The 14112-nt window shown below is 29.1% G+C and carries 13 protein-coding genes; all 13 read right to left on the bottom strand.

What is annotated here, in order from left to right; all coding sequences use genetic code 11:
- Positions 1-9: 9 nt before the first annotated feature.
- The 13 genes from T530_RS0100540 to T530_RS0100475 all read right to left on the bottom strand — a co-directional run bounded on the left by T530_RS0100540 (position 10) and on the right by T530_RS0100475 (position 14007).
- Positions 10-795, bottom strand: a complete 786-nt coding sequence (locus tag T530_RS0100540; protein ID WP_027727324.1) for a glycosyltransferase family 2 protein — start codon at positions 793-795, stop codon at positions 10-12.
- 23 nt (positions 796-818) lie between these two features.
- On the bottom strand, positions 819-2024 hold the full coding sequence (locus T530_RS0100535) for a glycosyltransferase (protein ID WP_027727323.1): 1206 nt from the start codon (positions 2022-2024) through the stop codon (positions 819-821).
- A 41-nt stretch (positions 2025-2065) separates the two neighbouring features.
- Positions 2066-2986, bottom strand: coding sequence for a glycosyltransferase family 2 protein (locus tag T530_RS0100530; RefSeq protein WP_027727322.1), 921 nt, complete (start codon positions 2984-2986; stop codon positions 2066-2068).
- Entirely contained in the window at positions 2983-3948 is a 966-nt protein-coding gene (locus T530_RS0100525) for a glycosyltransferase (RefSeq protein WP_027727321.1), read from the bottom strand. The genes T530_RS0100530 and T530_RS0100525 overlap by 4 nt, the downstream gene beginning before the upstream one ends.
- 233 nt (positions 3949-4181) lie before the next feature.
- A complete protein-coding gene (locus T530_RS0100520; protein WP_027727320.1) occupies positions 4182-5255 on the bottom strand; it encodes a glycosyltransferase family 4 protein in 1074 nt (357 codons plus the stop codon).
- Between the two features lie 356 nt (positions 5256-5611).
- Positions 5612-6904: a CDP-glycerol glycerophosphotransferase family protein gene (locus tag T530_RS0100510; protein ID WP_197018222.1), complete on the bottom strand. Its 1293-nt coding sequence runs from the start codon at positions 6902-6904 to the stop codon at positions 5612-5614.
- A 427-nt stretch (positions 6905-7331) separates the two neighbouring features.
- Entirely contained in the window at positions 7332-8432 is a 1101-nt protein-coding gene (locus T530_RS0100505) for a DegT/DnrJ/EryC1/StrS aminotransferase family protein (RefSeq protein WP_156011518.1), read from the bottom strand.
- A complete protein-coding gene (locus T530_RS0100500; RefSeq protein ID WP_027727317.1) occupies positions 8414-8890 on the bottom strand; it encodes an acyltransferase in 477 nt (158 codons plus the stop codon). The genes T530_RS0100505 and T530_RS0100500 overlap by 19 nt, the downstream gene beginning before the upstream one ends.
- Positions 8887-9291 (bottom strand): FdtA/QdtA family cupin domain-containing protein, encoded by a 405-nt coding sequence (locus T530_RS0100495; RefSeq protein ID WP_027727316.1) that lies wholly within the window; start codon positions 9289-9291, stop codon positions 8887-8889. Before T530_RS0100495 ends, T530_RS0100500 begins: the two co-directional genes overlap by 4 nt.
- Before the next feature lie 71 nt (positions 9292-9362).
- Positions 9363-11120 carry an ABC transporter ATP-binding protein gene (locus T530_RS0100490; RefSeq protein ID WP_038073206.1) on the bottom strand — a complete coding sequence of 586 codons (1758 nt, stop codon included), beginning with the start codon at positions 11118-11120 and terminating at the stop codon, positions 9363-9365.
- 249 nt (positions 11121-11369) lie between these two features.
- On the bottom strand, positions 11370-12275 hold the full coding sequence (locus T530_RS14505; protein ID WP_051537692.1) for a phosphorylcholine transferase LicD: 906 nt from the start codon (positions 12273-12275) through the stop codon (positions 11370-11372).
- On the bottom strand, positions 12268-13026 hold the full coding sequence (locus T530_RS14500) for a glycosyltransferase family 2 protein (RefSeq protein WP_051537691.1): 759 nt from the start codon (positions 13024-13026) through the stop codon (positions 12268-12270). The genes T530_RS14505 and T530_RS14500 overlap by 8 nt, the downstream gene beginning before the upstream one ends.
- Before the next feature lie 12 nt (positions 13027-13038).
- Positions 13039-14007 carry a polysaccharide deacetylase family protein gene (locus T530_RS0100475; RefSeq protein WP_027727314.1) on the bottom strand — a complete coding sequence of 323 codons (969 nt, stop codon included), beginning with the start codon at positions 14005-14007 and terminating at the stop codon, positions 13039-13041.
- Between the last annotated feature and the right edge of the window lie 105 nt (positions 14008-14112).

Here is a 14112-nt window from a genome sequence, read left to right as displayed (position 1 = left end):
TGTACATTCCTAGATAGTACTACTTATTTTTAAAGAATAAAATCTCGCACCAACAAACTGTGGCAGTTTCCTTAGTTTCTTAAGCAGAATTGTAAATCTACAAGGCTTCAAACCATTCTTTTCCCAGGCAAGTTTATCATTATTCATACCAGCAATACGTGCTTTCAAGCCATTGTTACTTGTTCCACCGGCTTCCATATATGTACAAACTTTATTTAGCCAGATAGTACTTATTTTCTGAACTTCTAAAAAACGCAGCATTAATTCATAATCAGCATTAATTCCACAATCAAGTCGGAACAGGCCGTATTTTTCATATACTAACCTTTTTAGAAAAAAAGCAGGATGTGGTGGCATCCATCCAGAACGAAATGATTTCTGTTTACCAGATTTCCAATAACGATATGACTTATCATTTTTCACATACAATAAATCACCATAAACGCTATCAGTATTGTTTTGTTCAAAGCAAGAATTTATAGAGGATAAAACATCAGAAGAAGCGTAATAGTCATCTGAATTTAATATTCCAATAACATCACCAGTAGCAGCATTTATACCTTTGTTCATTGCATCATAAATGCCGTTATCAGGTTCTGAGTTTATTCGATACTCAAACCCCTTTTGTGCAAAAGAATCTCGATATGACTCAGCTATTTGAACAGTATTATCCTTTGAAGCACCGTCAAAAATTATATATTCAAGATGAACATTATTTTGTGCCAGAACCGATTCAATTGTTCGAGAAATAGTTTGACAACTGTTGTAGCAGACTGTAATGATTGAAATTTTCATAATTTATTTTATCCAATTTATTATTATTTTGTTAGTTCTTTATACAATTCAATGTATTGTTGGAATTTATTTTTCTCATTAAAATTTGAAACCACAAAATTACGGCAACTATCAGAATAAAATTTTTTTCCATTTATTTCTATTGTTTTTATTGCTTCGTATACTTTTTTTATATTTCGAGTTTCGACCATAATCCCCGTATTCTCAGAGAAAGTTTCCGGAATAGCAGTAGAATTATATGCGACCACAGGAGTCCCACACGCCTGTGCTTCAATACAAGTCATTCCAAAAGTTTCTTCGACACTTGCATTAAAATAACAAAGAGACCTTGAATACCATTGTGCCAGCTCCTCTTTGCTTTCAGTCCGTTTTATTCCTTTAATATTTTCTGGTAATTCTTTAATAATCTTGTCTTCTACTCCGATCAAAACGATTTCATATTCATCATCTATAAGTTTTGAAAGTTCTAAAAAATCGTTTAGCCCTTTTTCTTCATTCCATACACTTGCAACACCAAGAATAATATTTTTCTCATTAATCTGAGTAATTGGATATGGCTTAAATACGTCAATATTTATTCCATTATATATAACCTTTCTTGAATAGTGTTTCAAGAAGGATTTCCCCATTTCATCAGAAAGCCATTTTGAAGGAGTAACTATTGTAAGCTGATTTTCTGCTAATAAATTAAAATATTTCCTTTTATTTCTGAAATTATAAGCAACATTTGAAAACAGTATACACGATGGATACCTTTTTTTTTGGGGACAAGTTCTACAACCTTCCTTGAACTGCCACTCTTTACATTTTACAAAAGTATAGTGTGGACAATGACCCGTTATAGCCCAGCAATCATGCATTGTCCATACTATTGGAATTCCTTTTATTGCAAGATAATTAAACAAGATTTTGTAGTTCAGATAATAACCGTGAATATTATGCAAGTGAATTACATCAGGTTTTATTGTTTCTATTTTACGAATCAGTTTTTTTGTAGCCCCCAGTGATGCAAGGCCATGTAAATCGAACACACGTGTAACAAACACATGCCAGAATATATCAAACTTATTACCGATTTTTATTGAATGAGAAGCAGATTCCCTTGGATTACGACCATAGGCTATGTAACTTTCCCAACCATCTGCAATAACAAATTCTCCCAAAGATTCCGCAATATGACCAGTAGAACCAGAATTTATAATTGTATTTATTTGAAGTAATTTATACATAAAACTTGCTTCTTCGTTATATTTAATATTACTTTTTTTATCTAGAACTTTCCTTGGAGAGCCTCTTGAGCATCAAAAGAAATAGAGTTTTTATCTTTATTTAATAGTTTTATTCCAGATATAAAGCCTTTTAATGCTGCCCGCCTCTGATTTCTTAAATAATTAAACTTAAAATATGTTCTTAATACAGAAACGAAAATCAAAAAAATGTATATACCTCTGTTCTTATTTAATTGTCTTGAGCATAAGATAGAATTCCTAATTGATAAATAAAATTTCCATATAGAACCATTTCCAAAAGGATTGCAACCACCTTTATGATATATAGAATATTCATCGTCTGTAAGATGAATAACTTTATACCCTTCTTTCCATGTTCGGAGTCCTAAGTTAAGCTCCTCTCCATACATAAAAAAACTATCATCAAACAGAGGACTGCTTATATTTTTAGGGTTTAATGCAAGAAAACATCCGATAACAGAATCACATTCTTCATAATCTTGTGTTTTTATTAGTTTTATCTCATAAAAATAATTGAAAAATATACGTCTTATTCCTTTATCAGTTAGTCTTTCATTGTTGCCATAATAAACAACAGGACCAGCAATTCCTATTTTATTATCATTTTCCAGAATACTAACTAATTTAATAGACAAATCTACATTATTAATGATGATATCATTATTAACTACAAAAATATATTTATATTTATCTTTAATAAGATTCCAGCCAAAATTATTACCTCCAGCATATCCATCATTTATATTTCGATAAATATATTGAATACAATTTTTTTCACAGAATTTACACAATGGTTTAGCAAACTTGGGTATAGAATTATTATCAACAACGAGAATATCTATATCAGCATTATAATTTCTTTGCTTTTTAATACTATTTATCGTCTCAACGGTATCATCATAATTATTAAATGCTAATACTAAATAACATATTGATTTCATTTATCTCTTTTTTCCTTTAATTTAGATTTTATTGTCACTAAAACATTTAAAATTAATGGTGGTAATAAAGCTACAAACATTCTAAAGGTAAAAAATTGTATATTTTCAAAATTTGAAAAATACGATTTTACAAAAGACAACCAATTGCATATACTTTGTTCAACAATATAATTATCAAAAGAAATCCATAGTTCAATAAGTTTTTTTTCACTTCTATTAAAATTAAATTTTTCAGAATTATACAAAGTCTTATATGCATCGGCTTCAGATTTTAATAATTTCTTTACGTTTTCTCTTGACACGACACCGACACTTACCCTGTAGTAAGCTGCTTCAAAATTTTCAAAATACCATTTTTTTACTTTGGCTTCATTATTTAATACAAAAATTGTATCAGATGCTAAACCTAAATCCTTTCTAAGTGGTTCATATCCATTCTTAAATATATTTCTAGAAACACCAATTTCACGATAATTTAATTTTTTACCAAGACGATGTAATCGTATATCTTTGTTTCTGAGTTTATAATTATTCCACAAAGATCTTTTGCCATTAGGAAATAGTAAGTATGAATTTGTTACTATTACAAACTCTTCATTTTTGACATCTATATTGTTTTTTTCAATTGCTCTATTAAGATTTTCAATAACATTAGGAGCCCATAAATCATCACCACTACACCATGAAAGAATATCGCAATCAGAATGTATACCAAGTGACCAAACTAGATTCATATTATCATATATTCCAAGATTGTGGTCATTTTGTTTAGCATCAAAAATCTCTGGATATTTTTCTACAAATTCTTTTATTATTCGCCAAGTATTATCTGTAGAACAATCGTCTCTTAGAATAATTAAATCTGGAAGCACTTTATTGTTTAATATGGAATTTAATGCCTCACATATAAATTTTTCTTGATTATAAGTAACCATTAAAACTGCATGTCTTATTTTTCCCATAATTTATAATTAAAACCTCACAAAAGATAGCACAAAGATACTCATAACACTTATATATGTCTAGAAATAGAATTTCACTAATATTCAACATATCTAGTTATATCAATAGAAATCAAAATGCTACTTACTATAAGTATAAAAGAAAGAATGTCGATACTACAATAAAAAATCAAATTATTGTTTGACAGATTGAGAATGTTTTATATATTAGTGAAAAATATTTGTTTCATAAACTATTTTAGTAATGAAACAAACTTTTTATATGCGTTTTCCCATGTATATTCTTGCATTAGACAATTTCCAGCTTTTGCAAAAGAAATTCTTTTTTCTACGTTACTCATCAAATTTTCAATATTTGAAGCTAACTTTTCTATATCAAAAACAGGAGATACTAATGCAGTTTTATCTTTTATTGCATAGACCCCAAAACCGCCAATGTCAGTACAACATAAAGCACACCCACAAATAAAAGCTTCGGCAGGAGGTAATGCCATACCTTCAGTTCTACTTGCAGCAACAAATATTGCGGCCGAATTATATAACTTTCTTAATGTTTTTCTATCTGGTGTCTGATAATATTCAAACCATTCTGGTAAATCCTTCGGCCGTTCAGGGATTCCAAACATAATAACTTTTAAATCTGATATTTTATCTTTTACGTTTTTAAGAGCTGCAATACTATCTGAACATCGTTTTATATCATTATTTGATGAATAAAGCATCATTGCAATATGTGGATTTCTATTTTCAATTGGAATGTCTAATCCAAATTCAGTAAAGCTAAATCCATTTGGTATATATACGGCATCCTCTCCTACTGAGCGTATTTTCTCAAGTAAATATGGAGCTATAGCTATTTTTTTCATCTGAAATTTATATGAATTAGATGTATATGGCTCTGGAACATTCCAAGTTTCATAACCTTGAATATAATAAAGCTTATCTTCAGAGGAAATTGGATAATTGTTTAGGAAATATGAAGTTTCAAGACTTGTAGCACAATAGAATTGAGTTTTCGGAACATTCTTATACTTTAGACTAAAAACCTTATGCTCTTTTATTGTTGGGTCTAAGTTAAACCATTTTGCCTTATACGCCTCATGCCAAAAACCTAGCATATATCTTTTTAATGTACCTACAACATTTCTTAAAGTTATACGACGTATAAATGTATGAACTGGATATATAATATGCACTTCATATCCATCTTGAGCAAGCATATTCGCTTGTTCAAAAATTACTTTTACTCCACCACTTGGGGAGCCGCCACCTCCAGGCATAAGAAAAGATATTGTTTTTGTTTTCATTCTTACAAACTGTATACTCCGAAACTAAGCTTCACATATATAATAATATTAATAAATGACTAGACTATTTTCTAATATATAAATTAATTATATTATAGATTTCATAACTATTAATAAAAAATAAACCTGATTCTCATTTCCTTAGTTTACTATAATACATTTAATCCTATTATCTTAAAATTATAAAATAATATATTTTTAATTAGTTATAAATGTATCAACTTCATAATAATTTGCATAAATTGTATTTGGCCAAACAGCTGCATTTTTACCAGTATTTCCCAAATCTCCGTATAACAACAATTTTGATTCATAAGTATTCATTTCTTCAAAGTATTTAATTCAAAGAAAAGTTTTCAATTTCTTATTTTATTACCGTGGAATATATAATCTTCATATATATCATTAACAATTTTATCAGGAGCATTGAAGTAATCTAGACCAAATTCTTTTTTTATAAAGTATTCACGTTCGTTTTTTTTGAAGTCATCTCCGCTTAAAAGCATATCTATCGTTTGCTGTATTTCTGACCAATTCTTAGCTATATAACAATACTTTAACATTTCCTCAAATAGACCAATAGGTGAATAGATAATTTCTTTTGACGGACAAAAAATAATAGGTTTTCCAGTAAGAAAGTATTCAAATATTATGGAGGAATAATCAGTTATTAATAGTGTGCTTTGCCAAAAAGTTGCTCCATATTCTTTTGATTCATCTAATTTTGAATTATTACTATTGACTAATAATTTATATTGTTCAACTTCCTTTTCAGTCATTTTACCTGTCTGCAAATAAGTACCAAGTGTTAAAGGATGAGGTCTGTGAAGTATAAAAATATCATTTCTTTTTTTTGCATATTCTATTATATATTTTCCATAACGTCCAAAATTATTCTCTGACCAACGCGGTGTCCATACTATTCTATTTTGCCCTACATTTTCAGGCCATGCACTTTTTCCATTTATTTTTTGATCTAAAAAAGTAGCTGCTGCCGCATAGCCAAAATATTTAGACTTTTGATATTCTGACATTCCCATTTTGCTAATTCTATTTTGTATATATTTTTCTTCATCCATTGTACTAGCATAAACTGCATATACATTTCTAAAAAAATCTATTTTGCATAAATCTTTATATAGGTTATTATCTAGAATTATTGCATATTGAGTGTAGCAAATTTTTAAATAACGTGATGTATTGTAAGACCTATATTCTTTTGGTAGAAAATTATTATAAGGTCGAGTATAAAATAAATAACTTAATTTTAATTTTCTTAAATCAATAAACTTGTTGTTCTCAAATGCATTTATAATTTTACATCTTTGACAACTATACTCTTCTATGACATTATTATAGTTTTCATTTAAGCGCACAACTATTCTATCATCATTAAATGCCCCAGGAAGACAAATTAAGTATACATCAAACCTATCATCATTAAATAAAACTTTTGCAATGCTCGATTCTTTATTCCAAACATTTAGGTCTTGCAACAAAAAACCTATTTTTATTTTTCCTGACCTAACAATCCTCAATTCTTCTTTGTAGTTTTTTATAGCTTTTTTATTTAATAAGTTATATGTTAGCTTCTCTTTTGCCCTTAAATAAAAAGAATATAACGAAAGAACTAGCTTGCTTCTTTTCATTTGATATTTAATTTTATGTATCACTCGGTTCATAAAAAAAATCTCATTAATACTATGGGATGAACTAATTTTATGTAAAAAAACTAGTCATTTTTCAGAACAGACATCATTAACATTGAAGTTATAAAAACATCCTTTGTTAGATTTTACGCAAGATGACAGGTCTTTTGTTACTTATAACTGTAAATTATGCGTTTTAGACATGTTGATACAGTTGTTGAATCGATAATTCATTGAAAACATAGCTTATTTCTGTATTTGGAATCACATTATACTTTTTCTTACGTTCTATAATAAGTACAAAATAAAAATGTATATATCTTTGTTTTACTTCAGTTAATCTCTTAATTAAATGACATTAAATACTCAAATAACTTTCTTTTAAATTAATTATTTTTTATACTTCAAATATTTACTTTCCTAAATACTAAAATTGATTAATGCATTTAATAACATACTGAACCTGCTCATTTGTCAGACAAGGACTCATCGGCAAGCTCAATTCCTGGGCATGAATTTTCTCTGTAACAGGCAAAGAAATTCTATTCCACATCCTATAACAGTCCTGTTTGTGCGGTGGAATTGGATAATGAATATTAGTTCCTACACCTTTTGATTCAAGATGTTTCTGCAACTCATCACGCTGCTCGCAAAGCACTGTAAAAATGTGGAATACATGCTGATCCCAATTTGTAATTTTTGGAAGTATAATCTTTGGATTTTTGATTCCATCGATATATTGCTTGGCAACTTCCTTTCTAAGTAATACATCCTCATCAAGATGTTTCAGTTTTATATCAAGAATAGCTGCCTGAATTTCATCCAAACGACTATTACGCCCTGTATACTGAAATACATATTTCTTTGCACTCCCGTAATTTGCAAGGCTTCTAATTGCTTTTTCAAGCGCTTCATCATTTGTTGTAACGGCGCCAGCATCTCCCAAAGCTCCAAGATTCTTTCCAGGATAGAAACTATGTCCAGCTGCATCACCAAGACTACCAGTCTTTTTACCATTAAATATACAGCCATGAGCCTGCGCATTATCTTCAATAAGCTTAAGATTGTATTTTTTACACAAGTCCCCAATCTTATCTGTATACGCACACTGCCCATAAAGATGCACGATTGTAATAGCCTTTGTTTTAGAAGTTATCTTTTCTTCAATTAAATTATCATCAATTTGAAATGTATTGATATTTGGCTCAACAAGAATAGGAACAAGACCATTTTCTGTAATTGCAAGAATTGTTGCAATATAAGTATTTGCAGGTACAATTACTTCATCACCAGGTTTCATAATGCCAAGTTCAATATAGGCTCGGAAAATCCAAACGAGGGCATCAAGTCCATTGGCACAACCTACACAATATTTAGTTCCGATATAGTTGGCATAATCTGATTCGAATCTTTCGTTTTCTTTCCCCTGAAGATACCAACCACTATCAATTACTCGAAGAGCAGCTTCGTGTATTTCATCTTTGTATTTATTTGTTACATCTTTTAAGCTTAAAAAGGGAACTTGCATTTTTTTTCCTCTATTTTCTTTAGACATTTCGCAGGATTACCAGCCCAAAGTTCTCCATCAGGAACATTCTTTGTTACTACGCTTCCAGCTCCTATCATAGCATTTTCACCAATTGTTATTCCGCAGAGTATTGTTGCATTAGCTCCAATACTCGCACCCTTTTTTATTATTGTTTTCTTTAATTCCCAATCGGGATTTTTTGAACGGGGAAATAAGTCATTTGTAAATGTAGCATTAGGGCCGATAAAAACATTATCCTCTACTGTAATGCCATCCCAAAGCTGGACACCACTTTTTACAGTGACATTATTTCCAACAACAACATCATTTTCAATAAGTACATTAGCACAAATATTACAGTTTTCACCAATTTTTGCCTCTGGAAAAATTATGCAAAATTGCCAGATATTTGTACTTTGTGGAATTACTGCTTTACAATCAGAAAGCTGATGTATCATTTACCTTCCTTCAAAGACTTCAAGAAATCATCATAATTTCTGATATATTCTTTTTCATCATAATATTCATTTGCCAAAACCACTAATTTACAACCATATGAAAAATCATGCATTTCTCGCCACATACCGGGTCCTATATACAAACCAACATCTGGGCGGTTAAGTAAAACAGATTCGCGTCTCTCACCATCATCAAGAATAAAACGACAAGCGCCATCAATTGCAATGATTATTTGTTCAAGATTTTTATGAGCATGAAACCCACGAGATTCATTTGGTAAAGTATCAAACATATAATATATACGCTTGATTTCAAAAGGAACATTATGCATTTCTTCCAGAGAAATGAGTTTTCCACGACGATCACCGTGGACTTCCATATCAATAAGTTTGTAGTTCATAAAATACTATAATTCCTGTTTCTTTTTATAATTATTTAATATTAGCATAAAAACATATAATTACGATTGTATTAAACGATTTCCGCTACACCATTCTCAAATTTAATCTTAAAATCACATTTTTCAAGCGTAGATAAACGATGTGCTATAGCAATAATTGTAATTTGTCCCTTCAGTTTTTGTATAGTTTCTGTAATTGCACATTCTGTTTCCGTATCCAATGCAGATGTCGCTTCATCTAGAACAAGTACATCAGGATCCTGATACAGAGCACGCGCAATACCTATTCTCTGGCGTTGCCCGCCTGAAATTCTAGCGCCTTTATCACCGACACCTGTATTTTCTTTTTCAGGTAAACCTTGAACAAAATCGTATAATTCTGCCATTTTCAAAACTTTCTCCATTTTTTCATCATCTATTTTATCAGTATCAACTCCTATAGCAATATTTTCACGAATAGAAGCATCTAAAAGATAAATAGACTGAGGAACATAAGCTAAGTGATTTAGCCATGCAGAAAGATTTTCATTAGCATCCAAACCATCAATAAGTATCTTACCACTTTGAGGTTTGAGTAACCCTAATAATATATCCACAAATGTAGTTTTTCCAGCACCGCTTGAACCAATTATTCCAACAAATTTTCCTTTCGGAATTACAAAATTGACATTGTGAAGAATTTCTTTTTCTGTTTCCGGATATTTAAAACATACATCTTTTACTTCTATTCTATCATTGAATGGTATATATTTTTTTTCTTCTTTGAAAAAAGGAGTTTCAAATTTTTTATTATTTTTTACAGCAATTAAATCATCATAGAGTTCCAAAAATAATGGCATTTGAAACTTTATTGAATTTAAATAATTGATAATTCTTGTTACTCCAGGCATTAATCTGACAGCAGCCAATGCTAGAACCGACATAACAGGAATAATTGCAGCTGGATCTCGTTTTATCAACACCTCAATTATAATTAACATTATAATACCCGACATTGCAATCACTTCAATTAAAGATTTAGGAATAAAATTGATTTCCTTTGCATGCTTTGAACTGTCAATATATTCAGAATAGACTTTATTAAATTGATTAATATAAAAATCTTCTTTTTGAAGAACTTTTGTTTCTTTGATAGAAAAGAAACCCTGAACCAACCATTTTCCATATGCAGCACTGGCCCTACTTTGGATAATACCAAGCTTAGTTAGACGTTTTCTAAAATAAATCATCATTACAAGAATAACTGGACCAATAACAAAAAAAGTGACAAGTGCAATTAACCAATCCACTAGCAACAAAAAGCCCCATATTACAAGTAATGTTATTAATTCTGTAATTATGTTCAAGGTATAGTTTAATATAACCATGAAAACATAATCTCCACCAGAACTTACATTTCTGTTAATAACAGAATAATTTGTTTTTGTATGAAAAAGATATGGTTTACGCAAATAATATTCATAAAGCCTTACTGTATAGTCTTTTTGATTATTTAATGAAAAATCAATAAGTTTCTTATTTAAATAAAAAATAAATATATTCTTTATAATATAAAAAATCAGAAGAAAAACAGAAGAAAAAACAATAAAACGTATATGACTGTTAACTCCTAACTTTAAAAGAATCTTTTGTATAAATGGAAATTTTACAACTTTAATAATACTCTCGGTATCTCCTATTATTGATATAAGAGGATACAAAAGACCAATTCCAGCAGTTTCGAGTACTGCACCAATAAACATCATTATAACAATTACAAAACATATTCTTTTTTGGCGGGGAGTTAATATTTTAAATACTTTTATGTAGTTACTTAATCTAGATTTCATTATTCTACCTAATTATATAAAAACTATATTATTTTAGACTAATTCATATCCACCTTATAAAAATGTTAATTTCGATAAGATTAAATAATCCTCTTGGATAAAATCTACATATCTTACATTTTTATAAAGCATCAAAATAAATATTTATAATTAATTTATATTTATTGTTATCAACTGTTTTTTACATTGTTTGAACCTAAAGTTTCAAGGAAATATTTATATTGATCAAGTTTCTTGATTATTTTCAATTTATTTCCTCGATAAAAATTCTTTATATGGTGTATCTGGATCAAAGATAAGCTGTCCATTATGCCATATACCTCTTTTTGAAATCGGTGGGAACTCCATGTAGCTTCCATACATATTTCTTAGTGGTTCATCATAATTTTTAGGAATATTTATTTTTGTATATTCAAAAGGCACAGACACTATTTGTTCCAACGACTCCTTAGTACAATAATATTTATGAATAAAATCATATGAATGAGTCATTAATCCAACACAATTACATTTATTATTGTATTTTTGAACTATTTTATTATACTTTTTACATAATCTATCATAACTGAAAAATATCTTAACAAAACCTTTTATTACATAGTGTAATAATTTCTTAAATCCGTGTGAATATTTAAAATTGCTTTCAAAATGGTTTATCAAAAATGAAACATAATCTCTTTTTTTATACCATCGTTTTAGTTCCTTTTCATCTTCAGGCTTACCATCCAATACAAATATATCTATATATATTCCATTATTATAATCTGGAGTATCTGTACCCACAATTGCACCTGTCGTTTCACTGTTCCTAAAACGTGAATATGCACAAAAGTATTTTTTATCAGAGTACATATTTTGTAAGAAATATGGATGTTTAAGCTCTTTAGGTGCAATTTTTATTAGTTTTTCATAATCCTCACGTAATAATCCAATATCGAAATCATCATCCCAAGGAATAAAACCTTTATGTCTTATAGCGCCAAGCAAAGTCCCTGCCCAAGCAAAATATTTAATATTATATTTATCACATACCTCAGCAAATTTTTGATATAAATCTATTTCAACAGCCCATATTTTTTTAAGTTTTGTCGAAACTTTATATTCACATCTTTCGTCCTCTTTTAAGAAATTCTCAGGACAATTATAATTATTCATACAAAACTCCTTTATATGAAGTTTTTCTTTGGAATTTATCTTGAATTACTCGTCGATACTTCATAATAAAGTAAATCATCATCTGTATTTTTGAGTAATTATCTCTAATTATTTTTTCCCTGTCATTTATGAAGACAGAATCTTTAGAACAGGAACTTATACCTTCTGTGCAATAAACAGAAACCACATCCTTAAAAAAATGAACTGGATATTTACAAAACATTCTGATATTAAAATCCCAGTCTCCAAATATTTTATATTTTAGATTAAATCGAAATTTAGTATATGCAACTTTTGGGTAAAAAAGAGCCTGTTGACATGGATTACTAAAAGATACTCTGTATTTTGCAAGCGGAAAGCCACCCTCAATATTCAAATCATCACTCTTTTCGACCATTCCTAAATTTACTGCATTTTTCTTAAATTTTGGAACAATAGAATTTAGAACATTTTTATTGTAAAATTTGTCATCACTCCCTAGAAATAAAAGCCAATCACCAGTTGCTTTTTCTAAAGCTTTGTTCATTGCGTCATAAATTCCATTATCATGTTCACTAACTGAATATGTAATTAACGACTCATATTTTTTTATAATATCAGTTGTTCCATCTGTACTACCACCATCAATTACAATAACTTCAATATTATTATAATTTTGATTAGCTATACTTTGTAAGGTAGCCCCTAATGTTTTAACTCGATTATAAACCACAATAGCTACTGAAATCTTGGGGTTTTCTAATCTTTTCATATTTACGGTTCCTTATAATAATTTTTTAATATCAGTATTATCCATAAGTGCAATACGGGGATACGAATATGAATTTGTATATTTTTTTATTCCGGCACCATAACCAAGATATGCTGATGAAAATCCTATCTCTTGAACTACACGATACTCTCGTTCTCCAACTTCAGAAGAAGAGCCAAAAGGGTATGCAAAAAACATTGGTTTAAAACCACAGTACTTTTCGAAATAGTAAATACCTTCAAGAATTTCTTGTTTTACTTCTTCATTACTGTTTAATTGTTTTAAATTATAATGATGAGATGTATGAGCTCCTATTGTAACTAAGGGGTCTTTATGAAGCATACTTATTTCTTTCCAAGTAAGACATAGTTCATCATCTTTATCTCTCCAGTCAATAGTATAATCCGAAAACAAATTATTAAGTTCTTCCTCAAGATTCAACTGATTTAATTGTAATATTTTTTTTCTTATTTCTGAAAATACAATATTTTTTTCTTTTAAGGATTTACAGATAAAATTACTGCCATCTGAAAGTTTTATACATTCATTTTTCAATAATAATTCTTCTACTTTGAACCACCATAATAAAGCTGTTCTATTAGGAAAGCATGCTGCTGTAAAAACAGTAAAAGGAGCATTCAACTTCTTAAAAATTGGATAAGCAATTGTAAAATTGTCTTTATACCCATCATCGAAAGTAAAACATACAAATTTTCTCTTTTGTTTTGTTTTTAATCTGTCCGCTATATCAGAAATAGAAATTATATCATATTTTTTTTGAACATCCAGAATTAATCGTTTCAAATACTCTGGAGACACTTTCATATTTTCATTGTCAGAAATTCCATTGGGATTTATTTCCCCTATCCTATGAAGCATTAAAACATATCCATAGTCTCCAAATCTATTAAAAATATGTTTAAGATTAAGTAAAAATTTTCCAAACAAAGATTTTTTTATTACGTTCTTTAATTTTGACATAATTTCTATACCTATTTTTCCCTTTCAGATACTCCATAGAATTTTTTAATTGCATCCGGTACTCCACACACAGAACAACCACCAACAAAATATTTAACTACGATT

The sequence above is a fragment of the Treponema sp. C6A8 genome (assembly GCF_000619925.1).
Taxonomy (GTDB): Bacteria; Spirochaetota; Spirochaetia; order Treponematales; family Treponemataceae; genus Treponema_D.
The sequence above is the reverse complement of the archived record's forward strand: the minus strand, read 5'-3'. Positions and strand labels throughout refer to the sequence as shown.

What these genes read in the sequence shown, in the direction of transcription:
- T530_RS14500 (WP_051537691.1), bottom strand. Translation starts at nt 13,026, where the DNA reads ATGAAAAGATTAGAAAACCCCAAGATTTCAGTAGCTATTGTGGTTTAT.
- T530_RS0100505 (WP_156011518.1), bottom strand. Translation starts at nt 8,432, where the DNA reads ATGCAAGTTCCCTTTTTAAGCTTAAAAGATGTAACAAATAAATACAAA.
- T530_RS0100525 (WP_027727321.1), bottom strand. Translation starts at nt 3,948, where the DNA reads ATGGGAAAAATAAGACATGCAGTTTTAATGGTTACTTATAATCAAGAA.
- T530_RS14505 (WP_051537692.1), bottom strand. Translation starts at nt 12,275, where the DNA reads ATGAATAATTATAATTGTCCTGAGAATTTCTTAAAAGAGGACGAAAGA.
- T530_RS0100510 (WP_197018222.1), bottom strand. Translation starts at nt 6,904, where the DNA reads ATGAAAAGAAGCAAGCTAGTTCTTTCGTTATATTCTTTTTATTTAAGG.
- T530_RS0100530 (WP_027727322.1), bottom strand. Translation starts at nt 2,986, where the DNA reads ATGAAATCAATATGTTATTTAGTATTAGCATTTAATAATTATGATGAT.
- T530_RS0100490 (WP_038073206.1), bottom strand. Translation starts at nt 11,120, where the DNA reads ATGAAATCTAGATTAAGTAACTACATAAAAGTATTTAAAATATTAACT.
- T530_RS0100540 (WP_027727324.1), bottom strand. Translation starts at nt 795, where the DNA reads ATGAAAATTTCAATCATTACAGTCTGCTACAACAGTTGTCAAACTATT.
- T530_RS0100495 (WP_027727316.1), bottom strand. Translation starts at nt 9,291, where the DNA reads ATGAACTACAAACTTATTGATATGGAAGTCCACGGTGATCGTCGTGGA.
- T530_RS0100535 (WP_027727323.1), bottom strand. Translation starts at nt 2,024, where the DNA reads ATGTATAAATTACTTCAAATAAATACAATTATAAATTCTGGTTCTACT.
- T530_RS0100475 (WP_027727314.1), bottom strand. Translation starts at nt 14,007, where the DNA reads ATGTCAAAATTAAAGAACGTAATAAAAAAATCTTTGTTTGGAAAATTT.
- T530_RS0100520 (WP_027727320.1), bottom strand. Translation starts at nt 5,255, where the DNA reads ATGAAAACAAAAACAATATCTTTTCTTATGCCTGGAGGTGGCGGCTCC.
- T530_RS0100500 (WP_027727317.1), bottom strand. Translation starts at nt 8,890, where the DNA reads ATGATACATCAGCTTTCTGATTGTAAAGCAGTAATTCCACAAAGTACA.